The organism is Kitasatospora sp. NPDC096077 (assembly GCF_040303245.1).
Taxonomy (GTDB): domain Bacteria; phylum Actinomycetota; class Actinomycetes; order Streptomycetales; family Streptomycetaceae; genus Kitasatospora.
Window position 1 is genome coordinate 18,517 of sequence record NZ_JBEOSV010000032.1, and the last position, 25,363, is coordinate 43,879.

General features: G+C 73.3%; 21 protein-coding genes and 1 tRNA gene. 5 read left to right on the top strand and 17 right to left on the bottom strand.

The window, feature by feature from the left end:
- Nucleotides 1-29: 29 nt before the first annotated feature.
- Complete coding sequence (locus tag ABTZ03_RS25290) at nucleotides 30-527, top strand: MarR family winged helix-turn-helix transcriptional regulator (protein ID WP_270144612.1); 498 nt, start codon at nucleotides 30-32, stop codon at nucleotides 525-527.
- 87 nt (nucleotides 528-614) lie between these two features.
- On the opposite strand, the gene ABTZ03_RS25295 is transcribed toward ABTZ03_RS25290, so the two are convergent.
- From ABTZ03_RS25295 to ABTZ03_RS25315, 5 genes are all read right to left on the bottom strand, one after another.
- Nucleotides 615-1,577, bottom strand: coding sequence for a LuxR C-terminal-related transcriptional regulator (locus ABTZ03_RS25295; protein WP_350515348.1), 963 nt, complete (start codon nucleotides 1,575-1,577; stop codon nucleotides 615-617).
- Between the two features lie 369 nt (nucleotides 1,578-1,946).
- Nucleotides 1,947-2,909, bottom strand: coding sequence for a UDP-glucose 4-epimerase GalE (gene galE, locus ABTZ03_RS25300; RefSeq protein WP_350515349.1), 963 nt, complete (start codon nucleotides 2,907-2,909; stop codon nucleotides 1,947-1,949).
- Between the two features lie 144 nt (nucleotides 2,910-3,053).
- A complete protein-coding gene (locus tag ABTZ03_RS25305) occupies nucleotides 3,054-3,722 on the bottom strand; it encodes a LuxR C-terminal-related transcriptional regulator (RefSeq protein ID WP_350515350.1) in 669 nt (222 codons plus the stop codon).
- Between the two features lie 206 nt (nucleotides 3,723-3,928).
- Nucleotides 3,929-4,001 (bottom strand) — tRNA-Thr (locus ABTZ03_RS25310).
- 115 nt (nucleotides 4,002-4,116) lie between these two features.
- Entirely contained in the window at nucleotides 4,117-4,539 is a 423-nt protein-coding gene (locus ABTZ03_RS25315; protein ID WP_350515351.1) for a winged helix-turn-helix transcriptional regulator, read from the bottom strand.
- A gap of 177 nt (nucleotides 4,540-4,716) precedes the next feature.
- Between ABTZ03_RS25315 and ABTZ03_RS25320 the strand changes: the two genes are divergently transcribed.
- Nucleotides 4,717-5,313, top strand: a complete 597-nt coding sequence (locus ABTZ03_RS25320) for a flavodoxin family protein (protein ID WP_350515352.1) — start codon at nucleotides 4,717-4,719, stop codon at nucleotides 5,311-5,313.
- A 17-nt stretch (nucleotides 5,314-5,330) separates the two neighbouring features.
- Here ABTZ03_RS25320 and ABTZ03_RS25325 read toward each other — a convergent pair whose 3' ends face one another.
- The 4 genes from ABTZ03_RS25325 to ABTZ03_RS25340 all read right to left on the bottom strand — a co-directional run bounded on the left by ABTZ03_RS25325 (nucleotide 5,331) and on the right by ABTZ03_RS25340 (nucleotide 10,435).
- Nucleotides 5,331-6,665, bottom strand: a complete 1,335-nt coding sequence (locus tag ABTZ03_RS25325) for an MFS transporter (protein WP_350515353.1) — start codon at nucleotides 6,663-6,665, stop codon at nucleotides 5,331-5,333.
- Between the two features lie 140 nt (nucleotides 6,666-6,805).
- On the bottom strand, nucleotides 6,806-8,080 hold the full coding sequence (locus ABTZ03_RS25330) for a S8 family serine peptidase (protein WP_350515354.1): 1,275 nt from the start codon (nucleotides 8,078-8,080) through the stop codon (nucleotides 6,806-6,808).
- A 102-nt stretch (nucleotides 8,081-8,182) separates the two neighbouring features.
- Entirely contained in the window at nucleotides 8,183-9,796 is a 1,614-nt protein-coding gene (locus tag ABTZ03_RS25335; protein ID WP_350515355.1) for a WXG100 family type VII secretion target, read from the bottom strand.
- 114 nt (nucleotides 9,797-9,910) lie between these two features.
- Nucleotides 9,911-10,435 (bottom strand): DUF2563 family protein, encoded by a 525-nt coding sequence (locus ABTZ03_RS25340; protein ID WP_350515356.1) that lies wholly within the window; start codon nucleotides 10,433-10,435, stop codon nucleotides 9,911-9,913.
- Nucleotides 10,436-10,753: 318 nt separating this feature from the next.
- Between ABTZ03_RS25340 and ABTZ03_RS25345 the strand changes: the two genes are divergently transcribed.
- Nucleotides 10,754-12,706 carry an FUSC family protein gene (locus tag ABTZ03_RS25345; protein ID WP_350515357.1) on the top strand — a complete coding sequence of 651 codons (1,953 nt, stop codon included), beginning with the start codon at nucleotides 10,754-10,756 and terminating at the stop codon, nucleotides 12,704-12,706.
- A gap of 53 nt (nucleotides 12,707-12,759) precedes the next feature.
- Here ABTZ03_RS25345 and ABTZ03_RS25350 read toward each other — a convergent pair whose 3' ends face one another.
- From ABTZ03_RS25350 to rsmI, 8 genes are all read right to left on the bottom strand, one after another.
- Entirely contained in the window at nucleotides 12,760-14,583 is a 1,824-nt protein-coding gene (locus ABTZ03_RS25350; protein ID WP_350515358.1) for an ABC-F family ATP-binding cassette domain-containing protein, read from the bottom strand.
- A gap of 111 nt (nucleotides 14,584-14,694) precedes the next feature.
- Complete coding sequence (locus ABTZ03_RS25355; RefSeq protein ID WP_350515359.1) at nucleotides 14,695-15,612, bottom strand: 4-(cytidine 5'-diphospho)-2-C-methyl-D-erythritol kinase; 918 nt, start codon at nucleotides 15,610-15,612, stop codon at nucleotides 14,695-14,697.
- The gene (gene rsmA / locus ABTZ03_RS25360; protein ID WP_350515360.1) at nucleotides 15,609-16,511 is read right to left on the bottom strand and encodes a 16S rRNA (adenine(1518)-N(6)/adenine(1519)-N(6))-dimethyltransferase RsmA; all 903 of its coding nucleotides are present in this window, start codon (nucleotides 16,509-16,511) and stop codon (nucleotides 15,609-15,611) included. The genes ABTZ03_RS25355 and rsmA overlap by 4 nt, the downstream gene beginning before the upstream one ends.
- Nucleotides 16,512-16,539: 28 nt before the next feature.
- Nucleotides 16,540-17,139: a Uma2 family endonuclease gene (locus ABTZ03_RS25365; RefSeq protein ID WP_350515361.1), complete on the bottom strand. Its 600-nt coding sequence runs from the start codon at nucleotides 17,137-17,139 to the stop codon at nucleotides 16,540-16,542.
- Nucleotides 17,140-17,221: 82 nt separating this feature from the next.
- On the bottom strand, nucleotides 17,222-18,100 hold the full coding sequence (locus ABTZ03_RS25370) for a TatD family hydrolase (protein WP_350515362.1): 879 nt from the start codon (nucleotides 18,098-18,100) through the stop codon (nucleotides 17,222-17,224).
- Nucleotide 18,101: 1 nt separating this feature from the next.
- Complete coding sequence (gene metG, locus ABTZ03_RS25375; RefSeq protein ID WP_350515363.1) at nucleotides 18,102-19,721, bottom strand: methionine--tRNA ligase; 1,620 nt, start codon at nucleotides 19,719-19,721, stop codon at nucleotides 18,102-18,104.
- 179 nt (nucleotides 19,722-19,900) lie between these two features.
- Nucleotides 19,901-20,341, bottom strand: a complete 441-nt coding sequence (locus tag ABTZ03_RS25380; RefSeq protein ID WP_350515364.1) for a hypothetical protein — start codon at nucleotides 20,339-20,341, stop codon at nucleotides 19,901-19,903.
- 235 nt (nucleotides 20,342-20,576) lie between these two features.
- Complete coding sequence (rsmI, locus tag ABTZ03_RS25385; RefSeq protein ID WP_350515365.1) at nucleotides 20,577-21,446, bottom strand: 16S rRNA (cytidine(1402)-2'-O)-methyltransferase; 870 nt, start codon at nucleotides 21,444-21,446, stop codon at nucleotides 20,577-20,579.
- Between the two features lie 105 nt (nucleotides 21,447-21,551).
- Between rsmI and ABTZ03_RS25390 the strand changes: the two genes are divergently transcribed.
- Both ABTZ03_RS25390 and ABTZ03_RS25395 read left to right on the top strand, forming a co-directional pair.
- Nucleotides 21,552-23,348 (top strand): dolichyl-phosphate-mannose--protein mannosyltransferase, encoded by a 1,797-nt coding sequence (locus ABTZ03_RS25390; RefSeq protein ID WP_350515366.1) that lies wholly within the window; start codon nucleotides 21,552-21,554, stop codon nucleotides 23,346-23,348.
- Nucleotides 23,349-23,547: 199 nt separating this feature from the next.
- On the top strand, nucleotides 23,548-25,320 hold the full coding sequence (locus ABTZ03_RS25395) for a penicillin-binding transpeptidase domain-containing protein (protein ID WP_350515367.1): 1,773 nt from the start codon (nucleotides 23,548-23,550) through the stop codon (nucleotides 25,318-25,320).
- The last annotated feature ends 43 nt before the right edge of the window (nucleotides 25,321-25,363 follow it).

The window sequence follows — 25,363 nt, forward strand, 5'->3', positions numbered from 1 at the left end:
TCGACACATCCACCGATACACTGATCGTCATGGAGGACGAGGTCGACAGGCTGGTCGCAGCATGGCGCCGGGAGCGCCCCGACCTCGACGTGGAGCCGCTGGAGGTGCTCAGCCGGGTCAGCCGGCTCGCCCGTCACCTCGACCGCGCCCGCCGCACCGCCTTCGCCGAGCACGGCCTGGAGCCCTGGGAGTTCGACGTCCTGACCGCCCTGCGGCGGGCCGGCTCCCCGTACCAGCTCTCCCCCGGCCAACTGCTCACCCAGACCCTGGTCACCTCCGGCACCATGACCAACCGGATCGACCGGCTCACCGGCAAGGGCCTGGTCAAGCGCCTGCCCGACCCGGACGACCGGCGCGGCGTGCTCGTCCGGCTCACCGACGACGGCCGCGACCGCGCCGACCAGGCACTGGCCGGCCTGCTGACGCACGAGCGCGAACTGCTCGCCCAGCTCAGCTCCGACCAGCAGGGCGAACTCGCCGCCCTGCTGCGGCTGTTGGTCGCGCCCTTCGACAACATCCCGGGCTGAACCGGGCTCCGTCCCCGACGTCCGCTCCGCCCTCGATGTCCGCTCCGCCCTCGATGGCCGCCCGGTCCGATCCGCCCCCGACGTCCACTATGGCGCGGAGGCGATGGACGGCGGCACGGCCGGCTCCGAGGGGCTGACCCCGGCCCGCCGGGCCACCGCGACGGCGGCCAGCGTGGAGTGCACCCCCAGCTTCCCCAGCACGTTCTGCATGTGGGTGCGGACGGTGTGCGGCGACAGGTACAGCCGCTCCGCGACGGCCTGTCGGCCCAGGCCCGCCACCATGCAGCGCAGGATCTGCTTCTCCCGCGGCGTCAGGGAGTCGACCAGCCGTTCGCTCTCGGTCCGGTCCCGCCGGGCGGTGGTCAGTTCGCGGATCACCCCGGTGAGCAGCGCGGGCGGCAGGTGCGTCTCGTCCCGCAGCACCCCGCGGACCACCGCGAGCAGCCGGGCCAGTGAACTCTCCTTCGCCACCCAGCCGGTGGCACCCAGATGCAGCGCCCGGGCCGCGCGGTGCGGGTCGTCCGCGGTGGCCAGCACCACTCCGCGCAGCCCCGGGTGGGCCCGACGGAGCCGGCCGAGCAGGGCGATCCCGTCCGGGGGCGGGGCGGCGGGCCTGAGCTGCTCGGCCCGTAACTGCTCGGTGCGGGGGTGGTCGACCCGCAGCTGCTCCGCCCGTAGCTGTTCGGCGCGCAACTGCTCGGCGCGCAGTTGGTCCGCCGGGCGGCCGACGGCCCCCGGGGCGGTCGGTGCGGCCCCCGGCCTTCGCGGTGGCGGTACGCCCGGGGCCGGGCGGCGCCGGGCCTCCTCGGCCGCCTCGACGCCCGGCCGGGCACGGGCCCCCGGCCCGACGGCCCCGGCGCCCAGGTCGGCGTCGATCAGCGCCACGTCGTAGGCCCGGCCCTCGGTGGCGGCGCGCTCCAGCGCCCGCTCGGCGGCGGCCGCGCTGCCGGCCGCGCCCACCTCCACGTCGGGCTCGGCGGCGAGGGCCGCGGCCAGTGCCTCGGCGAAGATCCGGTGGTCGTCGACCACCAGGACCCGGATCCGCCCCATCGTCAGTACCCCCTGCTCAGAGCGCCCGAGCCCGGGGACGGGGAGCGGCCGGCGTCCGCGTTCCGGACCCGCCGCTCCGCCCGCCCACCGGTGGCCGGTGAAGCCGAAAGGACGCCGGCCCCCACCGGTACCGCACTCAGCGTACGGGCCGGGAAACGCTCCCGTGGCGGTTCGGTGAAGTTTCGTCAGGAGGTGCCGGAGTGGCCGGACTTGACCGGTCGGACGGCCCGGGGACGCCGCTCGCGCGGCCCCCGGGAACCGTACCGACCGACCGGCTCCCCGGCCCGGTCCGGGCTGTTCGACAGCCGGGCTGTTCGACAGCCGGGCCGTTCAACAACCGGGCACAGCGGCCGGGTTCAGCGGCCGCGCTCAGTGGCCGTGCTGCTCCAGCGCGAACTTCCAGGCGTCGGCGACGATGTCGTCCAGGTTCGGACGGCGCGGGGTCCAGCCCAGCTCCTGGTGGGCGCGCTCGGCGGAGGCCACCAGCACCGCCGGGTCGCCCGCCCGGCGACCGGCGACCTGCACCGGGATCTCCCGGCCGGTGACCCGCTTGACCGACTCGATCACCTCGCGCACCGAGAAGCCGCTGCCGTTGCCCAGGTTGCAGATCAGGTGCTCGCCCGGCTTGGCGGCGGTCAGCGCCAGCAGGTGGGCGTCGGCCAGGTCGGCGACGTGGATGTAGTCGCGGATGCAGGTGCCGTCCGGGGTCGGGTAGTCCTCGCCGAACACCGCGATGTGCGGGCGCCGGCCGAGCGCGGCCTGGAAGACCAGCGGGATCAGGTGCGACTCGGGGTCGTGGCGCTCGCCGTAGGCGCCGTACGCGCCGGCCACGTTGAAGTAGCGCAGCGAGACGGCGGCCAGGCCGTGGGCGACGGCCTCGCTGGTGATCATGTGGTCCATGGCGAGCTTGCTGGCGCCGTAGGTGTTGGTCGGCGAGGTCCGGGCGGTCTCGGCGATCGGCACCACCTCGGGCTCGCCGTACACGGCGGCGGTGGAGGAGAAGACCAGCTTGCGCACGCCGGCCGCGCGCATCGCGGTGATCAGCTCCAGCGAGCCGGCCACGTTGTTGCGCCAGTACTTCTCCGGGTCCACGACGGACTCGCCGACCTGCGAGGAGGCGGCGAAGTGCAGCACGCCGTCGAAGGAGCCGTCCAGCACCCGGCCGGCCTCCTGGATCCGGCCCTCGACGAACTCGGCACCGGTCGGGACGCCCTCGCGGAAGCCGGTCGAGAGGTCGTCCAGGACGGTCACCTCGTGCCCCGCCTCCAGCAGGTGGGCGGCCACCACACTGCCGACGTAGCCGGCGCCACCCGTGACCAGGTACTTACTCATGATGAGACCTCCAGCGGGCGATGGCCCGCGCGTCGGCGGCGCCATCGACGGAATGCGTACGACTACGGCCAATTGTCCCTGCCCGGACGGGTGCTCCGGACCACCGGGGCGGTCGCCCCGCGCCCCCCACGGCCCCCGCCCGGCTCAGCCGCCGGACATCCGCTCCAGCAGCCCGGTCCGGGCGGCCACCGCGGCCGCCTCCAGCCGGGTGCGCGCGCCGAGCTTCATCAGCACCCGCTGGACGTGGGTACGGGCGGTGCTCGCGGCGATCCGCATCCCGGCGGCGATCGCGGCGGTGTCCTCGCCGTCCGCGATCCGGGCCAGCACCTGCACCTCACGGCGGGTCAGCAGCCGCAGCAGCCGGACCGCCTCGTCGTCGGGTTCGGCCACCGGGCGCAGCAGTTGGTCGAAGGCACCGCGCAGGACGTCCACCGTCACCGCGGCCTCGCCCGCCCGGGCCCGTCCGATCGCCCGCTCGACCACCTCGATCCGCTCGTCGCTGGGCACGTACCCGGCCGCCCCGGCCGCGAACGCACAGGCCACACCCCGGAGTTCACCCACCGGTCCGAGGACGATCACGGCCACCTCGGGACGCTCCCGGCGGATCCGGCGCAGCCCGTCGAAGGCCCCCGGGTCGCCCGGCGCGGCCACCCCCAGCAGGCACACCTCGGGCCGCCGCCCGGCCACCAGGTCGGCGGCGGTAGCGGCCGGCGAGCCGACCGCGAGCACCCGGTGGCCGCGCAGCTGGAGCGCGGTGGCCAGTGCCTCGGCCAGCAACCGGTGGTCGTCGACCACCACGAGTCGAACGCCCATGACGCCCTCCAGCTCGGGGTCCGGCTCGTGCCCGCACCCGTCGGGCGGGCGGCCGATGACGCACCATCACAGCGCATTCCGTACCCGACCCGCTAGGTCACGTCCGCCGCGAGCCACCCGGGGGCCGGGCGGACCGGGGCGGATCGACGCAGGTCGGGCGCGGGAACGCGAAAGACCCCCGCCGAGAGGCGAGGGTCTTTCAGTTGAGCCCCCATGCGGAATCGAACCGCAGACCTTCTCCTTACCATGGAGACGCTCTACCGACTGAGCTATAGGGGCTTGCCGGGTTTTCGTTTTCCCGGGCCGGTCGAACAAGGAAGACATTACACGGCCGTCGGCCCGGAAGGGAAATCGGCTCCGTCCCGGCTCCCGGCCGCCCGCCGGCCCCCGGCTGCTACTCGCCGCCCCCGGCGTGCGCCGCGTCGAACTCCTCGCGGGCCGCGAGCATCTGCAGGGCGCGCCGCTCCGTCCAGCGGCCCAGCGGGGCGACCAGTTCGGCCAGCTCCCGGCCGAGCGGCCGCAGGTCGTAGACCACCCGCGGCGGCGTCTCCGGGAAGACCGTGCGGAGCACCAGGCCGCTGCGCTCCAGGTTGCGCAGCGACTGGGTGAGCATCTTGCGGCTGACCCCGCCGACCGCGCGCTGGAGCTCGGAGAAGCGCTGCGGGCCGCAGGCGGAGAGGCTCATCAGGATCAGCATCGACCACTTGTCGGCGAGCTCGGCGAACATCTCGCGGCTGGGGCAGAGCCGGGCGAAGACGTCGAGCTCCAGCTCCTCGTGCTGTTCGACCCCGGCGCGGGCCGCTTCCTCCGTCGTCATACCGCCAGGGTAGACCCACGGTCTCCGATCCGCTCTTGGTAACCAACAGAGACCTGGTCTACATTAGAGACCGAAGGCGGGTCCGGCAGGCCCGGGCCCCGCCCGGGGCACCGTCGTGCCCGCACCCGTCCGCGCTTCGCCGTCCCCGCCGCTTCCACCCCGCACAGGAGTGCCCTCATGACCGCCGTCCGTCCGACCGTCGCCCTCGCCTACCACTCCGGCTACGGCCACACCGCCGTGATCGCCGAGGCCGTCGCCCGCGGCGCCGCCGCTGCGGGTGCCGAGGTCGTCACGATCGCCGTCGACACCATCACCGACGAGCAGTGGGCCCAGCTGGACGCCGCCGACGCGATCGTCTTCGGCTCCCCCACCTACATGGGCACCGCCTCCGGCGCCTTCCACGTCTTCGCCGAGGCCACCAGCAAGCGCTGGTTCTCCGACGCCTGGCAGGACAAGGTCGCGGCCGGCTTCACCAACTCCGCCTCCAAGAGCGGCGACAAGGCCGGCACCCTCGGCTTCTTCCAGACCCTGGCCGCCCAGCACGGCATGAGCTGGGTCAACCTCGGCCTCAAGCCCGGCTGGAACGCCACCACCGCCACCGAGAACGACCTCAACCGGCTCGGCTTCTTCAACGGCGCCGCCGCCTCCTCCCCCGCCGACGCCGGCCCGGAGGCCGTCCACAAGGCCGACATCGCGACCGCCGAGCACCTCGGCGAGCGCGTCGCCCGGCACACCGCGGTCCTGCTGGCCGGCCGCGCCGCCCTGGCCGGCTGACCCCGCCCCCCGTACGGCTACGCCGCCGGGTCCGTCCCCAGGACGGGCACCCGGCGGCGTCCGCCGTCCACCGCCGCCAACTCCGCGCCCGTGGTGTCCGGCAGCAGCCACAGACAGCCCAGCGCCAACCCGCCCAGCACCGCCAGGTACCAGCCGACCGGCTGTGCCGTCCCGTACTCCGCCGTCAGCCTGGTCGCCACCAGCGGCGTCGTCGCCCCGCCGATCACACCGCCCAGGTTGTACGTCAACGCGGCGCCCGTGTAGCGCACCCGGGTCGGGAACAGCTCCGGCAGGAACGCCGCCACCGGGCCCATCAGGCAGCCCAGCACCACCAACGCCCCGGACAGCGCCAGGAACATCAGCGGTGGACGCACCGTCTCCAACAGCGGGAACAGCACCAGCGACCACCCGGCCGCCAGGCCCGTCGCCCACCGCAACGTCCGCCGCCGGCCCCACCGGTCACTGTGCGAGGCGCTCAGCCACACCGTCCCCGCCCCGACCACCGAGCCGACCAGCAGCATCGCCAGCACCAGCGTGCTCGCCACCCCCAACCCGGAGGTCGCGTACGCCAGCGCGTACGTGGTGGTCAGGTAGAACAGCGCGTACCCGAAGGTGATCGCCCCGCCGCCCGCCAGCACCGGCCGCCAGTGCTCGCGCAGCAGCTCCACCACCGGCGGACGGTCCCGCCGCTCGTCCGCCCGGAACAACGGCGTCTCCGCCAACCGCAGCCGCACGAACAGGCCCACCGCCACCAGCGCGAGCGAGGCCACGAACGGCACCCGCCACCCCCACTCCCGGAACGACCGCTCGTCCAGCCCCAGTTGCAGCGCCAGGAACGCCCCGTTCGCCAACACGAACCCGCCCGACGGCCCCAACTGCAGGAACCCCCCGTACCGCCCGCGCCGCCCCGCCGGCGCGTTCTCCGCGATCAGCAGCGCCGCCCCGCCCCACTCCCCGCCCAACCCCACGCCCTGGCACACCCGCAGCACCACCAGCAGCACCGGCGACCACCAGCCCCACACGGCGAACCCCGGCAACAACCCCACCGCCGCCGTCGCCGAGCCCATCAGCAGCAGCGACACCACCAGCGTCGCCTTCCGCCCCACCCGGTCCCCGAAGTGCCCGAACACCACCGCCCCCAACGGCCGGGCCAGGAACGCCACCGCGTACACCGAGAACGCCGCCAACAACGCCCCCACCGACCCCAGTCCGGGAAAGAACACCGGCCCGAACACCAGGGCGGCCGCCGTCCCGTAGAGGAAGAAGTCGTAGAACTCGATCGCCGTCCCGATCAACGCCGCGGCCGCCGCCCGCCTCAACTGCCCGTCCCGGCCCACACCTTCCGCATCCATACCACCCACCCTCGCCACCGTCCGGCCACCCCGCCAGCCCCCACCCGAGTGACCCCGGCGCACACCCCCGCCCCACACGCCCCACGCAAAAGCCCGGGCGCCGCCTCCGCGACACCCGGGCCCGTCCCCGCCTCCACCTCCTACGCGGCCGCCCGCCGACGCCGACGCACCAGGACGACCACCGCGGCCACCACCACCAACCCGGCCGCCCCACCGCCCACGACCGGCAGCACGCCCCCCGACCCGGACGACCCGGACGACGCGGCCACCGTCGGCGCGCCCACCGCCACGGCACTCGGACTCCCCGCGGGCACCGACGCCGACGCGGCCGGAGCCGGCGAACCCGCAGACGCGGACGGGCTCGCCGCGGGCACCGGATCCGCCGCCGGAACCGGGGACACGTCCGCCGGACCGGGGTCGCCGGGATCCGTCAGCGCGACCCGCGGCCGCACCACCCCGTACCCGACGTCGTTGTTGCGGACGGAACCGTCCGTGGGCTTGCTCGCCGTATTGATGAGGACCCGGAGAACCTGGTTCGCGGTCCAGTCCTTGTGCACCGACCAGACCAGAGCCGCCGAAGCGGACACCAGAGCGGCCGCGTCGGAGGTGCCATGGCTCTTGCAGTAGCCGGTGTCCGCCACACAGGCCGCGAAGATGTCCATGCCGGGCGCGGCGAGTATCACCTGCGGCCCCTGCTCGGATTCGGAGGTCGCGACGACATCGTGGTCGACCGCCCCCGCGCCGACGACGTTGGGCAGCCCCCCGGGATAGGACACCGGGTTCCCCGACTGCGCCTCGTTCCCGACGCTTGCCACGACCAGTGATCCCCTGGCGCGCGCCTGCGCGAGAATCCCGTTCAGCTTCGCCACATCAGCCGCGGCGAACCTGTCCTCGTCCATGCCCTGCGAGATGTTGATGACCTTTGCGCCCTGGTCGACCGCATAGTTCACCGCCTGCCCGATCTGGTCGAGGAAATCACTGGGGGAGGCTGCCGTGGCGGACCCGTTGTTGATCTTCAGCGGAAGAATCCTGGCCGCCGGTGCCAAGCCGTAGGCGCCGGTCCCACCGACACTCGCGCCCGTCCCGGCGATCAGGCTCGCCATTTCCGTGCCGTGCCCGTCCGTGTAGGACCCCACGCCCCCGGAACCTCCGCTGAAGTCCTTGCCGGACAGGAACTGCCCGGCAAGATCCGGATGGTCCAGCTTGAATCCACCGTCGACGATCGCAACGGTGATTCCCTGCCCCTTGGAGGTCTTCCACATCTCCGACGCGTGCATGGCGTCCAGATGCCATTGCTTCTCACGGATCGATCCGTCCGCGGCTGCCGGCACCGCAACCGGGCCGACGACGATTCCCGTCGCCAGAAGTGCCGCAGCCCCGGCCCGCCAACGCGATCGCGCGTCCGTCCGCCCCATCACCACTCCTCGTCAGTCCCACCGCAGGCCGGCAGAGCGCGCCCCGAACAGGTCTGCCCGGCCACCGGCTGGGCCCAGTGGCCGGGCAGTCTCTCTGTCGTCCTACTCAATCACGTCGGGGTTGCTGTGCGGCGTGCCGCTGGTCCAGGTCTCCTCGTCCTCGTGCAGGTAGTCCGCACGGTCGCGGCGGTCGCGTTCCTTCCGGTTGCCGTGACCGCCCGCACCCGGGGCCATCATGCCGTTCTGCCCGGAGCGGGCACCGCCCTCGGCGGCTTCCGCCGCGGCCGCCCGGTTGCGCAGGCCGGTGCCGCCGGGGGTGAACTCCCCACCGGCGGCAGGACCCTTGCGGCCGCCGACGGTGCCACCGGGGGTCGAGGTCAGGCCCCGACCGCGCGAGCCGCCGGCCCCGCCGACGACACCGTGGCCGCCGCCCATGCCCGGGTGCATGCCACCCGTTCCGCCGCCCGTGGCCGACCCGCCGATCCGGCCGCCGCCCGGTGCGCCCTCACGGCCGAAGACCGTGCCGCTGGGCAGACCGCCGGACCTGCCCGGGACCGAGCCACCGCCGAACGGGCCCGTACGGGCGGGAATCGAGCCGCCGGCCTTGCCCGGGACGCCGCCGATGCCCCTGGCCGGCACGGAGCCGCCGCCGACGCCGCCCGGGTAGCCGCTGATCGGTCCGGTGCCACCCGACAGCCCGGGCAGGCCGCCCTGGCCGTCGGGACCGCCCGGGTGGGCGGGAGTTCCGCCCGGGCCGCCCGGCAGGCCGGGACCGCTTCCGGGGCCGACCGGGACGGTCTGGTCCGGCAGGGTCGGGAAGCTGTCGAGACCGGTGCCCGGTCGGTGGACCGGGTCCGACGGGGTGGACGGCGGCACCGGGGTGCCCGGGTCCCGCGGGGGCGTGGGCAACTGGCCACCGTCGTGCGGCGGTACCGGTCCGGTGTGACCGGGGTAGGTCGACTCCTCCCAGTTCGTCGACGGATCACGGCGCACCATGGAGGGGCCGCCGATGTAGCCGCCGGACTGACCGGAACTCTTACGGGTGTTGGTTGTATGCGGGGCGCTCACGTACCCGCCGTAGCCACCGCCACTGGCCCCGTCACGGGAAACCGCCGTGGAATCGTTCTGGTTCGTCGCCGTCGGCGTCCCCGGCAGCACCACGTTGTCGCCGAGCCCGGTCAGCGTCGTCGTCGCCGCGGAGTAGGCCTCGCCCAGTTTCTCCATCTGCCGGATGGCTTCCTGGTGCGCGTCGTAGAGCTCCTTGGTCCCGGCCATCGCCTGGGTCTCGGAGACCCAGTTCGGGTTCTTGCGCTTCATGGCCGCGTCGATGTCACCCGTGGAAGGCCCGTTCGGGTACCAGCCGACCGTCTTCAGCTGCCGGAGCACCTCGGGGTCGGGCGCCCCCTGGTCGTGCCGCCCCTTCACCCAGGCGACGGCGTCCGGCGGCACCGGCGGCACCGCGGCCTTGGCCGTGCTGAGGGCCTCACCGGCCTGGTTCATGGCGTTGCCCGCGCCCGTCGAGTAGGCGCCCAGCTTCTCGGCGGACTGCTGCAGGTTCCCGGCCCACGTCTTGAAGTTCTCCGCGGCACGGCCCTCCCAGGTGACCTTGGAGAGGTGCGCCGTGAGTGCCTCGCTCAACTCCTTGAGAACACCGCCGGCCTGTTGCAGCTTCGCGGCACGACTGAGGATCGTCGTGGGGTCGGTTCCGTTGACCATGTTCAGAAGTACTTGATGGTCCATGCCTTCGAACTTCGACTGGACTGCCACTGCTCTCTCTCCCCGTTCCCCGTGAACCGTCGCCCTCGACCTCGACCTCGACCTCGACCGCCGTCAGAAGCCGTCGGCGCCGGTCCGCTTCGCGACCGCGTTCTGGTCGTCCGTCGTCTTGTCCTCGTTGGTCGAGTAGTTCTGTGCCGTCGACGTGACCGCGTGCTGCATCGCCTTGATCTGCGCCGTGAAGTCCTTGTGCAGCTTGACGAGCTGGGTGTGGACCTTCTCGTACGTGGAGGAGAGCGCGACCGCTTCCACGAACTGGTGGGCCTCGTCCCCGCTGACGAAGTTCTGCTGGGACACCTTCTGCGCCGCGAGCTTGTACGGCGCGGCCTCCGAGCCCTCCATCGCCGCGAGCAGGGCCTCGATCTTCTTCGCGAAGCCGGTGAGGGTGTCTAGCTCGACCTTGACGTCGTGCTTGCCGAAGGCCGAGACCAGGTCACCGGCGGTGTTGTTGGTCTCCGCGGTGCTGAAGACGGGCGCGATGTTGACCCCGCCGACCCACGGGAGATGCAGCTTCCTCTCCAGGGTGAACGGCGTGTCCCCCGGGTTCGACCCCGCCGCCGGCGTACTCGGATCCGTCACAGCAATCCACCTCTCCCCCGTCGGCCCGCGCGCCCCGGGCGACTCCCGGGGCCCCGCCTGCCGTCACACACCGTCAACTTCCGGTTCGTACCGTCCTGGCCGTCCGACCGCCCGTCCTGGGAGCGGCCCCCGCCTCCGTCATGGTAGCCACCACCCCTGTCGGCCGGGCAGGGACCTCGGCCGGGCCGGGCCCGATCGGTACGAACTCGACACGTCCGGGGCCCGCCCCGGGGCCCTGGGTAGACTGACCCGGTACGCCCCATCTGCCGCGCAATGTCGCACAGCAGCGATCCGAGGCCGCCGAACGGACGCGACGACATGCCTGCGAGCAAGCCGACCCAGACCACCTGGTGGGCCCGTGCCGTGCGCCCCGCCCGGCCGCCGGTGCCGGTGGGGGCGATGGTCCGGGCGGCGGTGGGCATGGCGGTGCCGCTGGTGGTCGGGCTGCTGCTGCACCGGCTGGACCTGGGGGTGTTCGCCGGGCTGGGGGCGATGCACGCGACGATGAACGACCGCGCCGAGCCGGTGGGGCTGCGGGCGGCCCGGATCGGGTCGGCGGTGACGGCCTCCGCTCTCGGGATGCTGATCGGCACCACCCTGCAGCACGTCCACACGGGCACGCTCGCGCTCGGGGCCGGTCTGACGCTGACGGCGTTCGGGTCGGGCGCGCTGAGCGCGACGGGCCCGCGCGGTTCGGCGGCCGGGATGCTGCTGCTGGTGTCGACGGCGCTGGGCAGCGGGATGCCGCTGCCGACGCCGTGGTGGGCGGCGGCGCCGATGATGCTGGTGGGTGCCGCGTTCGTGGTGCTGCTCGGGCTGCCGGCCGGCGCCCACACCCGCCCGGCCTCGGATCCGCGCAACCGGGCGCTGGCCGCCGTGTACGAGGCCCTCGGCCGCACCCTGGCCGATCTGGGCACCGCGCGGGGCGCCGCCTCCCGCCGGGTGCTGACGGCCCGCCTGAACCAGTTGCAGGACCTGCTGCCGGAACGCGGCCGGACGACGGACCGCCGGGGCCTGCGCCCGATGTACGAGGCGGCGCTGGCGGCCACCGAGGCGGCGACCGGCCTGCTGTGGGCCTGGCGGCCGGTGCCGCCGGAGGTGGCCGAGGTGCCGGGGCGGCTGGCGCGGGCCGTACGGCGGGGCGGCGGCGAGGTGACGGTGCCGGACTGGCGGCCGGACACCCCCTCCCGGCAGGCCCTGGACGCGGCCCTGCGGGCCGCCGCCGACACGGTCGCGGGCCGCCCGACCAGGGTCGGCACCGCGCCCGCGCCGCCGCCCGACCCGTGGCGGCTCCGGGGCGCCCTGCTGTCCGGCCCGTCCCTCCGGTACGGCCTGCGGGTCGCGCTGTGCATCGCGGCGGGTTCGGCGGTCACGGCCAACTACCCGCTCAGCAAGAGCTACTGGGTGCCCATGACGATCGCCTTCGTGCTGAAGCCGGACCTCGGTTCGGTGTTCCTGCGCGCGGTGAGCCGCGCGGTCGGCACGGTGCTCGGCGTGGTGGTGACGGCCGCGCTGCTGTCGGTGGCCACCGGGGAGTGGGCGTTGACGGCGGTCGCGGCCGGTTGTGTGGCGCTGCTCCCGTACGCGACGGCGGCGCACTACGGGCTGAACACCGTGGTGATGACGCCGATGGCGCTGGTCCTGCTCCAGTTGGGCGGCCAGAGCGGTGCGGCCGAGTTCTGGCCGCGGGTGCTGGACTCCGTGCTGGCGAGCGTGATCGTGCTGCTCTTCGGCTACCTGCTGTGGCCGGAGCGCCCCCGTCACCGGATCGAGCCCCGCCTGGTGGCCGCGACCACCGCCCTGCGGGCCTACCTGGACGCGGTGACGGAACAGCGGACGGACCAGCCGACGAACCAGCGGACGGACCAGCGGACCGAGCACGGCCACCCGACGGACCACACCGCCCAGGTGTGGCTGCGCCGCACCGCCTACCGGTCACTGGCGGACGCCCGCCGGGAGGTGCAGCAGGGCCTGGCCGAGCCGCCGCCCACCGGTCGGCTGGCCGAGCAGTGGCTGCCGGCCACGGCCGCGCTTGAGCGGCTCGGCGGCGCGGTGGCGGCGTTCGCCGCGCAGGTCCGGTACGGCGGCCGGGTGCCGGACCCGGCCGAGACCGGGCGGGTCCACCGGGCCCTGGACGAACTGACCGCCGCGGCCCGGGAGCACCGCCCGCCGACCGGGCCCTCGCTGCGGCCGAACGCGCCGCACGACCCCGCGCTCAGCGCGCTGGGCCGTGCGGCGGACGAACTCGACGTACTGCTCGGGAAGCCGTAGTCCAGAACCGCAGGCCGAAGCCTCGGGCCGGAACCACAGGCCGGAACCGCAGGTCAGACCTGCTCGGCCAGCTCCAGCCAGCTCAGCTCCAGCTCCTCCTTCTCCTCCCGGACCCCGCGCAGCTGCCCGTCCAGCTCCGCGACCTTGGAGAAGTCGGCGGCGTGCTCGGCGAGTTGGGCGTGCAGCTTGGACTCCTTCTGGTCCAGCTTGGCGATCTGCCGCTCAAGCTTCTGCATCTCCTTCTTCGCCGCCCGCAGGTCCCCGCCGGACAGCCCCGCGGCGGCCTCCGCCGCGGCCGGGGAGGCCGCGACCGCGGCGGAGGAGGCGGCTGCCGCCGCGGCCGCCATCCGCGCCCGCCGCTCCAGGTACTCGTCCACGCCGCCGGGCAGCATCCGCATCTTCTTGTCACCGAGCAGCGCGTGGACGACGTCCGTGGTGCGCTCGATGAAGAACCGGTCGTGGCTGATCACGACCATCGAGCCGGGCCAGCCGTCGAGCAGGTCCTCCAGCTGGTTGAGGGTCTCGATGTCCAGGTCGTTGGTCGGCTCGTCGAGGAACAGCACATTGGGCTCGTCCATCAGCAGCCGGAGCAGCTGGAGCCGCCGCCGCTCGCCGCCGGAGAGATCGCCGACCGGCGTCCACTGCTTGTCCTTGCCGAAGCCGAACTGCTCGCACAGCTGCCCGGCGCTCATCTCCCGGCCCTTGCCGAGGTCGACCCGCGAACGGACCTGCTCGACGGCCTGCAGCACCCGGATCTCCGGCTCCAGCTCGGCGATCTCCTGCGACAGGTAGGCCAGCCGCACGGTCTTGCCGACCTTGATCACGCCCGAGGTCGGCTGCACGTCCCCCTCGGAGGCGTACGCGTCCCGCATGGCCCGCAGCAGCGAGGTCTTGCCGGCGCCGTTGACGCCGAGCAGGCCGATCCGGTCGCCGGGGCCGAGCTGCCAGGTGAGGTTCTCCAGCAGCAGCTTGGGGCCGGCCTTGACGGTGACGTCCTCCAGGTCGAAGACGGTCCGGCCGAGCCGGGCGTTGGCGAACTTCATCAGCTCGCTCTTGTCGCGCGGCTCCGGCACGTCCGCGATCAGGGCGTTGGCCGCCTCGATCCGGTAGCGCGGCTTGGAGGTGCGGGCGGGGGCGCCGCGGCGCAGCCAGGCGAGCTCCTTGCGGGCCAGGTTCTGGCGCTTCTGCTCCTCGACGGCCTCGATCCGGGAGCGCTCGGCGCGGGAGAAGACGTAGTCGGAGTAGCCGCCCTCGTACTCGTGCACCTCGCCGTGCTGGACGTCCCACATCCGGGTGCAGACCTGGTCGAGGAACCAGCGGTCGTGGGTGACGCAGACCAGCGCGGAGCGGCGCTTCTGCAGGTGCTGGGCGAGCCAGTTGATGCCCTCGACGTCGAGGTGGTTGGTGGGCTCGTCGAGGATGATCAGCTCGGGCGAGCCGAGCAACAGCTTGGCGAGGGCGATCCGGCGGCGCTCACCGCCGGAGAGCGGACCGATCACGGTGTCCAGGCCGTCGGCGAAGCCGGGCAGGTCGAGGCCGCCGAAGAGGCCCTCGATGATGTCGCGGATCCGGGCGTCGCCGAGCCACTCGTGGTCGGCGCGGTCGGCGATGACCTCGTGCCGGATGGTGGCCTTCGGGTCGAGCGAGTCGTGCTGGGTGAGGACGGACGGTTCGAGGCCGCCGCTCCAGGTGATCCGGCCGCCGTCGGGCTCCTCCAGCTTGGCGAGCATCCGGATCAGGGTGGTCTTGCCGTCGCCGTTGCGGCCGACGACGCCGATCCGGTCGCCCTCGCTCACGCCCAGGCTCACCGCGTCCAGCAGGGTGCGGGTGCCGTAGACCTTCGTGACGGACTCGATGGTGGCGAGGTTGACGGCCACGTGTGCTGCGCTCCTGGGTTCGGCGGTCGCGGGGCGGGCCCAGCCCGCCCCTGAATCGGGGACGCCCCGATCACCCCAGCCTAATGGGCCCGCCCGGGCACCCCCGACGCGTCAGGAGACGACCGAGGCCCCCGGCACCGGCCCGTACGTGGCGTGCGCGGCCCGACAGGTGCCGGAGGCGAGCAGCGCCTCGGCGACGGCGGCGGCCGACTCGGCGTCCTTGGCCAGGAAGGCGCAGGTCGGCCCGGAGCCGGAGACCAGGGCGCCGAGCGCGCCGGCCTCGGTGCCGGCCCGCAGGGTGGCGGCCAGCGCGGGGCGCAGCGAGACGGCGGCGGGCTGGAGGTCGTTGGTGAGCGCGGCGGCCAGGGCGACGGCGTCGCCCTCGGCGAGGGCCGCGAGCAGCGTCGGGTCCGCGTCCGGGACGGGCACGTCGGTCTCGCCGGAACCGGTGCCGGCCCGGTCGCGCAGCCGGTCGCACTCGCGGTAGACGGCGGGCGTGGACAGGCCGCCGTCGGCCACCGCGAAGACCCAGTGGAAGGTGCCCTCGACCGGGAGCGGTTCCAGGATCTCGCCCCGGCCGCGGCCCAGCGCGACGCCGCCGAGCAGGGCGAACGGCACGTCCGAGCCGAGTTCGGCGGCGAGGTCCAGCAGCACCGGCAGCGGCGTGTCCAGCTGCCACAGCGCGTCGCAGGCGACCAGGGCGGCGGCGCCGTCCGCGCTGCCGCCGGCCATGCCGCCGGCCACCGGGATGGCCTTGGCGATGTGCAGGTGCACGCCCGGGTCGGCGAGGCCGTGGTGGGCGGCGAGCAGCCGGGCGGCGCGGGCGGCGAGGTTGCTGTCGTCCAGCGGGACGACGGCGGCGTCCGGCCCGGTGCAGGAGAGCGTCACGCCCTCACCCGGGCTCGCCGTGACCTCGTCCCCCAGCGCGACCGCGAAGAAGACGTTGGCCAGGTCGTGGAAGCCGTCGGCGCGCAGGCCGCCGACACCGAGCTGGACGTTGACCTTGGCCGGTACCCGTACGGTGATCACTCACTGTCCTTAGCAGGCTCGTGCTCGGCGATGACGGGCTTGTGCTCGGCGATCGCGGCGAACTGTTCCACCGTCAGCATCTCGCCGCGCAGCTTGTGGTCGATGCCGGCGGCCGCGAGCGCCTGCTCGGCCCCGGCGGCGGAACCGGCCCAGCCGGCCAGCGCGGCGCGCAGGGTCTTGCGGCGCTGGGCGAACGCGGCGTCGACCACCGCGAACACCTCGGTCCGGCTGGCCGTGGTCCTCGGCGGCTCGCGGCGGACCAGCGAGACCAGCCCGGAGTCCACGTTGGGAGCGGGCCAGAACACGTTCCGCCCGATCGCGCCGGCCCGCTTCACCTCGGCGTACCAGTTGGCCTTGACCGAGGGGACGCCGTACACCTTGTTGCCCGGCTTGGCGGCGAGCCGGTCGGCGACCTCGCTCTGCACCATCACCAGGGTCCGCTCGATGCTGGGGAAGGTCGCCAGCATGTGCAGCAGGACGGGCACGGCCACGTTGTACGGCAGGTTGGCGACCAGCGCGGTGGGCGCCGGGCCGGGCAGCTCGGTGACCTCCATCGCGTCGCTCAGGACCAGCGCGAAGGCGTCCGCCTTGCCGGGCATCCGGGCCGCGACGGTGTCCGGCAGGTGCCGGGCGAGCACCGGGTCGATCTCGACCGCGGTGACGTGCCGGGCCGCCTCCAGCAGCGCCAGCGTGAGCGAGCCGAGCCCCGGCCCGACCTCCACCACGGCGTCCTGCCCGGTCACCTCGGCGGCCCGGACGATCCGCCGCACGGTGTTGCCGTCGATGACGAAGTTCTGTCCGCGCTGCTTGGTCGGCTTGACGCCGAACGCGGCGGCCAGCTCCCGGATGTCGGCGGCGCCCAGCAGGTGGCTGTCAGGGGTGGGGTCGGTGGTGCTCACGCGCCAAGGATACGGGCGCCGGAGGCGCTCAGAGTTCGACGACCGCGGCGAGGTCGATCTCCACGGGGTACGGAACCGAGGTGCGGAGCACTCCCTCGTGCTGCTCGACGGGCAGGTAGACGCCCTTCTCCTCGTCCCGGTGGAACTCGTGGACGATCGGGAGGTTGTCGATGCCGCGCTCGACCCGCCAGTAGGAGGGAATGCCCTTCTCGGCGTACTGCCCGGGCTTGCGGAAGCGGTCAGCTGCCTTGGAACCGGGCGAGACTACTTCCACCGCCAGGGCGACGGACTCAGGTGGCGTGCACTCGAGCTCGAAGAAATCGAGGCCCGTCTTGTCGAATACGGCCACGTCCGGCTTGGCCACGTTGTATTCGTCGAGCAGTACACAGCGCTCGACATTGACTACGTAGGGTGCGACCCGTGCGGCGCGCAGCTCCGCGAACAGCTGATCACGTACCTGGTCGTGCCACCACTTCGTCTGCCCTCGTACCACGACGGCTCCGTCCACCAGTTCCCAGTCAGACGGCAGGTCCATGATCCTGACCTGCTCGTACGTCCAGCCCTGGGACGGCGGAAGCTTCCAGTCGATCGGCTCGGCGGTCATCGCCACCTCCCTCACTGCACTCATGCTAGCCAGCCTAGGCAGCGATCAGGAGTGCCGAACCGTTTCTCCGGAACCACGAATCCGTTCGACCGGCGAAGCCCGGAGCTCAGTACCCGAAGGCCCGCGCCGTGTTCGCCGCGATCGCCGCCGACAGCTCGTCCTCGGGCAGCCCCAGGGTGGCGGCCATCGAGCGGACCGTGACCGGGATGAGGTACGGCGCGTTCGGCCGCCCCCGGTAGGGGTGCGGGGTGAGGAAGGGGGCGTCGGTCTCGACCAGGACGCGGTCGAGCGGGGTGGCCAGCAGGGCGTCCCGCAGCGGCTGGTTGGCCTTGAAGGTGACCGGTCCGGCGAAGGACAGGTACCAGCCGTGCTCGGCACAGACCTTCGCCATCTCGGCGTCGCCCGAGTAGCAGTGGAAGACGGTCCGCTCCGGGGCGCCCTCGGCGAGCAGCACCGCGATGACGTCCTCGTGGGCGTCGCGGTCGTGGATGACCAGCGCCTTGCCGTGCCGCTTGGCCATCTCGATGTGGCGGCGGAACGACTCCTTCTGGATCTCCACCCCCTCCGGCCCGGTGCGGAAGTAGTCCAGGCCGGTCTCGCCCACGGCGAGGACCTGCGGGAGCGCGGCCAGCGCGTCGATCTCGGCGAGCGCCTCGTCCAGCGCCGCCTGCCCGCCGCCGGGCCGCCGCTGCCCGGACCAGCCGTCCGGGTCGCCGAGGAAGATCCGCGGCGCCTCGTTGGGGTGCAGGGCGACGGCCGCGTGCACCTGCTCGTACTGCGCCGCCAGCTCGGCGGCCCAGCGCGAACCGGGCACGTCGCAGCCCACCTGGACCACCGTGGTGACCCCGACCGAGGCGGCCCGGGCGAGCCCCTCCGCCGGGGTGCCGGTCTGCATGTCGAGGTGGGTGTGCGAGTCGGCCACCGCCACGGCCAGGGGTTCCGGCAGCGGCGGCGGGGTCGACCGGTCGTCGTCCTTCTTGGCCATGTCAGGCGGCCGGCTTCTCTTCGAGGCGCGGGAACAGGATGTCGCCCTTGGTGACGGTGGCACCGGCGGGCAGCAGGCCCCAGTCGCCGGCGGTGGCGACGCGCTGCCCGGCGAGCGCGCCGAGGCCCTCGGCGGCGCCCAGCGAGGCCCACAGCTTCTCGGCGGTGGACGGCATCACCGGGTTGAGCAGCACGGCGGTGCCGCGCAGCGCCTCGGCCGCGGTGTAGAGGATGGTGGCCAGCCGGGCCTTGCCCTCCTCCGACTCGTCCTTGGCGACCTTCCACGGCTCCTGGATGGTGAGGTAGCCGTTGACCTGCTTGACGAACTCGAAGATCGCCGCGAGGCCGCCGGCGAAGTCCAGCTCCTCGCCGATCTTCAGGTCGGCGGCGGCGACGGCCGCGGCCAGCCCGTCCGCGACGGCCTGCTCGGCGTCACCGTGCGCGACCGGGGCGGGCAGCGCCCCGCCGAAGTACTTGCCGACCATCGCGGCGACCCGGGAGGCCAGGTTGCCGAAGTCGTTGGCGAGCTCGGAGGTGTACCGGGCGGTGAAGTCCTCCCAGGAGAACGAGCCGTCCGTGCCGAACGGGATCGCCCGCAGGAAGTAGTAGCGGTACGCGTCCACGCCGAAGTGCGAGGTCAGGTCGGTGGGCGCGATGCCGGTCAGGTTGGACTTGGACATCTTCTCGCCGCCGACCATCAGCCAGCCGTTGGCGACGACCCGCTTGGGCAGCGGCAGACCCGCGGCCATCAGCATGGCCGGCCAGATCACCGCGTGGAAGCGCAGGATGTCCTTGCCGACCAGGTGGACGGAGGCCGGCCACAGCTCGGCGAAGCGCTCCGGGTCGCTGCCGTAGCCGGCCGCGGTGATGTAGTTCTGCAGCGCGTCCACCCAGACGTAGAGGACGTGCTTCTCGTCCCAGGGCAGCGGCACGCCCCAGTCGAAGGTGGAGCGGGAGATCGAGAGGTCCTTGAGGTCCTGCTCGACGAAGCGCAGCACCTCGTTGCGGGCCGAGGCCGGCTGGATGAAGTCCGGGTTGGCGGCGTAGAACTCCAGCAGCCGCTCGGCGTAGGCGGAGAGCCGGAAGAAGTAGTTCTCCTCCTCCAGCCACTCGACCGGCCGCTTGTGCACGGCGCAGAGCTTCTCGTCCTCGGTGGCGCCGTCGAGCAGTTCGGCGGGGAGCTTGAACTCCTCGCAGCCGACGCAGTACGGGCCGGAGTAGCCGCCCTTGTAGATCTCGCCCTTGTCGAACAGGTCCTGGACGAACTCCTGCACCCGGGCGGTGTGCCGCTCCTCGGTGGTGCGGATGAAGTCGTCGTTGGCGATCTCCAGGTGCTGCCAGAGCGGCTTCCAGGCCTCCTCGACCAGCTTGTCGCACCACTCCTGCGGGCTGACGCCGTTGGCCTCGGCGGTCCGCATGATCTTCTGACCGTGCTCGTCGGTGCCGGTCAGGTACCACACCTTCTCGCCGCGCTGGCGGTGCCAGCGGGTGAGGACGTCGCCCGCCACGGTGGTGTACGCGTGGCCCAGGTGGGGACGGTCGTTGACGTAGTAGATCGGGGTGGAAACGTAGTACGCCGGGGCGCTCGCCCCGGTGGTGCTGTGGTCTGCAGTGGCCGCCATGGTCGGAAAGCTTAGTCGGGCCCGAACACACGAATCGACCGCATTACCGCCGCACGCGCCCGCACCGCCCGCCGCACCGCCCACACCCGCCCCCACCACCCGCACCCGCACCCGCACGAGACCGGGGCCGCCCGCCGCACTGCTCGCGGCGGGCGGCCCCGGTGGTCCGTGGCGGGCGGTCAGCCGAACAGCCGCGCCCAGAACCGGGCCCAGGGCCCGCGCGGCCCGGACACCGGGGTCGCCCCGGCCGACTCGACCGACTCGACCGGCGCGGGCTCCGCGTGCGCCGGGTAGCCGGGGGCGTGGTGCCGGGACTGGTCGGCGGAGGCCACCCGGCCCTCGCGCATGATCCGCACGGTGTGGCCACCGCACCCCGGGCAGGTCGGCTTGAGCAACGGGGACGGCACCCGGACGCCGTTGGCGTGGTACTCGAACACGATGTGGCCGTCCTTGCCCACGTGGTGCTCGATGTCGTACGCCTGCTCCCAGCCGTACCCGCAGCGCAGGCAGGCGAAGGAGTAGGCCTCCCGTACGGTCTCGACGGGAGTGTGCGCCGCCCCGGCCAGCCCGGGTACGCCCAGCGCGTTGCCACTGCGGGGGCTACCGATCGTGTCGCTCATAGCCAACTCCCAGTGCCCGTCGGGCGCTCGCCCGGCTGGGGCTTTCCATTCCAGGAAATGCCCGGACCGCCCCGGGTGACGCCCCTCTTGTGAAATCTTGGATGCGGGTTGGGAAGTCCTATACGAAGGGCCTCCCGCACCCCGGAAACCGGGGCCGAACCTTCAGCTCGGCGAGCGTTTACCGGGGCCTTCCCTCCAAGGTACGACTCCCCGCCCGCCCCGCAACCCCCGGAATTCACCCCTTTTTCAAAGCCCCGTCCAACCCGTCCTTCTTGGCCGCCACCACGGCGTCGAAGACGTCCCGCTTGGGCACGGACAGTTCGACCGCGACCGCCGCGATGGCCTCCTTGCGCCGCTCCCCGGCCTCCTCCCGGACGGCCACCAGCCGGGCCAGCTCGGCCGGGGTCAGCTCCTCCGGCGCGGCCGGCGGGGCGCCCGCGACCACGACGGTGATCTCGCCCCTGACGCCCTCGGCGGCCCAGGCCGCCAGCTCGCCGATCGGCCCGCGCTTGACCTCCTCGTAGGTCTTGGTGAGCTCCCGGCACACGGCGGCCGGCCGCTCCGGCCCGAAGGCCGCGGCCATCGCCGACAGCGCCTCGGCGATCCGGTGCGGCGCCTCGAAGAAGACCATGGTGCGCGGCTCGGCGGCGACCGAGGCCAGCTGCCGGGCCCGGTCACCGTTCTTGCGCGGCAGGAAGCCCTCGAAGGTGAACCGGTCGACCGGCAGGCCGGACAGCGCGAGCGCGGTGAGCACCGCGGACGGCCCGGGCACCGCGGTGACCTTCACGTCCGCCGCGACCGCCGCCGCCACCAGCCGGTAGCCGGGGTCGGAGACCGAGGGCATCCCGGCGTCGGTGACCAGCAGCACCCGGGCGCCGCCGAGCAGCGCCTCGACCAGCTCGGGGGTGCGGCCGACCTCGTTGCCCTCGAAGTAGGAGACGACCCGCCCGGCCGGGGTCACCCCGAGCGCCTGGGTGAGCCGGCGCAGCCGGCGGGTGTCCTCGGCGGCGATCACGTCCGCCGTGGCCAGCTCATTGACCAGCCGGGGCGGGGCGTCCGAGACGTCGCCGATGGGGGTGCCTGCGAGAACCAGTACTCCTGTCACGGGCCCCATCCTTCCACCTGGGGCCGTCCGGAGCTTTTGGTGACGATTCGGGCAGCTTCCGAGGGATCGCTCACCCGTACGAGGAGCGCCCCTACGATGTGGCGGATGAACGGCGACAAGGCGGCGCAGACGCCCACCGGTACGGACCACTCCGCGCGGGGCGGTGTCGGCCTGCCGTCCCCCCGGTCATCCCGGTCATCCCGGTCATCCGGTTCACCCGCGGCTTGGCGGGAGCGCCTGGCCGGGTACGGCTACCGCGCCCGCAGCGCCGGGACGCTCACCGAGCGCCTGGTCCCGCCGATGCCGGACGGCCCCCGGGTGACGCCGCCGGACGTCCCGCAGTCCCCGCTGCTGCTGCGCCTGGGCCTGGCGCTGCCGCAGGGCCTCTGGTACTTCCTGTGCCGCTGGTCCGGCTGGCTGGGCCCGATCGCGGTGGCGGTGTTCGCCGGGCTGCTGCGGTTCAGCAACCTCGGCCAGCCGCACGCGATCATCTTCGACGAGACGTACTACGCCAAGGACGCCTACGCGCTCTGGCACGGCGGCTACGAGATCAACTGGCCGGAGGACGCCAACACCACGATCATGACGCCGGGCGCGGCCGTCCCGTACCGCTCGACGCCCTCGTACGTGGTGCACCCTCCGGTCGGCAAGTGGATCATCGGCGCGGGCGAGCAGCTGTTCGGCATGAACCCCTTCGGCTGGCGGTTCGCGGTGGCCCTGCTCGGCACCCTGTCGGTGCTGATGCTGGCCCGGATCGCCCGCCGGATGTTCCGCTCCACCCTGCTGGGCTGCGTGGCCGGCCTGCTGCTCTCGGTGGACGGCCTGCACCTGGTGCTCAGCCGGACCGCGCTGCTCGACCTGGTGGTGATGTTCTGGATCGTCGCCGCCTTCGGCTTCCTGCTGCTGGACCGCGACCGCACCCGGGCCCGGCTGGCCGCCCGGCTGGACGGGGTCGCGGACGCGGCGCTCGCCCAGCGGATCAACCTGGGCTGGCGCCCGTACCGGATCGCGGCCGGCGTCTGCGTCGGCCTGACCTGCGCCACCAAGTGGAGCGGCCTGTACGTGGCGGCGGCCTTCGGGCTGCTGACCGTGCTCTGGGACGTCGGCGCCCGCCGGCTGGCCGGCGCCCCCCGCCCGTACCTGGCGGTGCTGGCCCGGGACGTGGTGCCGGCCTTCCTGTCGGTCGTGGTGGTCTCGGTGGCCGTCTACCTGGCCACCTGGTGGGGCTGGTTCGCCAGCAGCACCGCGCCCGGTCAGGGCGGCTGGGGCCGGGACTGGGCGGTCGGCCGCTCCACCGACTACCCGTGGATACCCGAGGGCCTGCGCGCCCTGTGGCACTACCACTCGACGGTCTACGAGTTCCACACCCACCTGACCGACCCGCACACCTACCAGTCCAACCCGTGGTCCTGGCTGGTGCTGGGCCGCCCGGTGTCCTTCTACTACGAGTCCCCCAAGCTCGGCCAGGACGGCTGCACCGTCGCCGACTGCGCCCGCGAGGTGCTGGGCATCGGCACCCCGCTGCTGTGGTGGACGGGCGTGCTGGCACTGGTCTACTGCCTGTGGCGGTGGGCGTTCCGCCGGGACTGGCGGGCCGGCGCCCTGCTGTGCGGCCTGGCCGCCGGCTACCTGCCGTGGTTCCTCTACCAGCAGCGGACGATCTTCCTCTTCTACGCGGTGGTCTTCGTCCCCTTCCTGGTGCTCGCCGTGACGATGCTGATCGGCGCGCTGATCGGGCCGCCCGGCGCCTCCCGGGACCGCCGGATCATCGGCTCGGCGACGGCCGGGCTGCTGGTGCTGCTGATCGTCTGGAACTTCCTCTACTTCTTCCCGCTGTACACCGGGCAGACCATCCCGCTGGAGGACTGGCGCCGCCGGATGTGGTTCAACAGCTGGATCTGAGGCCCCGGGCGGGCCCGCGGGGCGCCCGCACAGGGTTCCCCCGAAGCATCCGCACCCGGTCCACGACACGTACCAGATCCGTCACAAGACCCCGGCCTCCGGCCGGGGCGCCGAATCCGCCTGCCTAGGGTGGGAGACGTACCGCGTTTCCGGCCCCGCCGGTTGCGCCCGGCCGCGATACCCCTGGGGGATTGGCACCATGCGCAGTGGCGCGAAGATCGGCATCATCACCGGCGTGTCCATCGCCGTCCTCGCGGGCGGCGGCTACGGGGCCTACAGCCTGATGGGCGGCTCGGACTCCGGGTCCTCCGCGAAGAAGCCCCGCACCGTGGTCGCCGAACCGCCCTCCGCCGATCAGGCGGCGGCCGGCGCGAAGGACTTCCTGGCGGCCTGGGCCTCCGGCGACATCGCCAAGGCGGCCTCGCTGACCGACGACCCTGCCGCGGCAACCACCGCCCTGACCGCCTTCAAGGACCAGGTGAAGCCGAGCGCGCTGACCCTCACCCCCGCCGGTCCGGCCACCCCGCAGGCCTTCGCCTCGGCCACCGGCAGCCCCGCTCCGGCCAAGCCCACCGGTTCGGCCTCGGCGACCCCGCCCGCTAGCGCCACCCCCGGAGCCGGCGACTCCGCCTCGCCCTCCGCCTCCGCGGCGCCGACCGGCGTGCTGATGGGCTTCAAGGCCCGCGCCGAGTTCGAGGGCACCAACCGGGCCTGGGACTACAACGGCTTCCTCGGCGTCGTGAAGATGAGCGACAACACCCCGGCCGTGCACTGGGCGCCCTCGGTGATCCACCCGCACCTGTCCGGCAACGAGACCATCGCCACCCAGCAGGTCTTCGCCCCGCCGTCCACCGTGGTGGACCGCAACGGCAAGCCGCTGCAGGGCGCCTCGCTCACCCCGGCGCTGATGTCCAGCCTCCAGGACAACGCCCGCAAGCTGCTGCCGCCGGACCCGAACAAGGACAAGGACGCGGGCAGCGCGGTGGTCATCACCGACCCGGCCGGCAAGACCGCCGCGGACAAGCTGTTCACCATCGTCGAGCCGAAGCCCGGCCAGCCGTTCAAGGTGACCATCGACAACACCCTCCAGGCGGCCGCCGAGAAGGCGATGACCGACCTGGGCGGCAAGTCCGGCTCCATCGTCGCGATCGAGCCGAGCACCGGCCAGGTGCTGGCCTTCGCCAACGCCCCGGCCAACGGCCAGAACCGGGCCTTCGCCGGCCTGCTCGCCCCCGGTTCGACGATGAAGATCCTCACCTCGACGGCCCTGCTGGAGGCCGGGATCAACCCGGACACCACGGTCGCCTGCCCCGAGAAGAGCAGCAACCCGGTGGCGATCCCGAACGACTTCCCGGGCGCCTTCCCGAACAACACCCTCCAGCAGGACTTCATGGTGTCCTGCAACACGGCCTTCATCAACCAGGGCCTGACCAGCCTCAAGCCCGACACCCTGGCCAACACGGCCAAGGACGTGTACGGCATCGGCCTGGAGTGGAAGACCGGTCTGCCGAACGCCGACGGCAAGATCCCGGTGGCCCCGGGCAGCAAGGACGAGCAGGCGATGAACTACATCGGGCAGGGCAAGGTCCAGATGAACCCGCTGGCGATCGCCTCCGTCACGGCGACCGTCCAGAGCGGCACGTTCAAGCAGCCCATCCTGGTCGCCGGGCTGCCGCAGCAGCAGGCCGCCCGGCAGATCTCGCCGGACGTCGCGACCAAGCTGCGGGCGATGATGAACGCCACCGCGGTCAGCGGCACGGCCAGCCAGGTGATGGCCGGGATCACCGACAAGGCGGGCGCCAAGACCGGCTCCGCCGAGGTCCAGGGCGCGACCACCACCAACAGCTGGTTCACCGCCTTCCGCGGCAACCTGGCGATCGCCGCCGAGGTCCAGGGCGGCGGCCACGGCGTGGACGCGGCCGGCCCGGCGGTCGCCTCGCTGATCAAGGCGGTCGGCGCCCCCCGGCAGTAGGCCCCGGCCCTGCGCCCGCTCCGCCACGAAGGCGGAGCGGGCG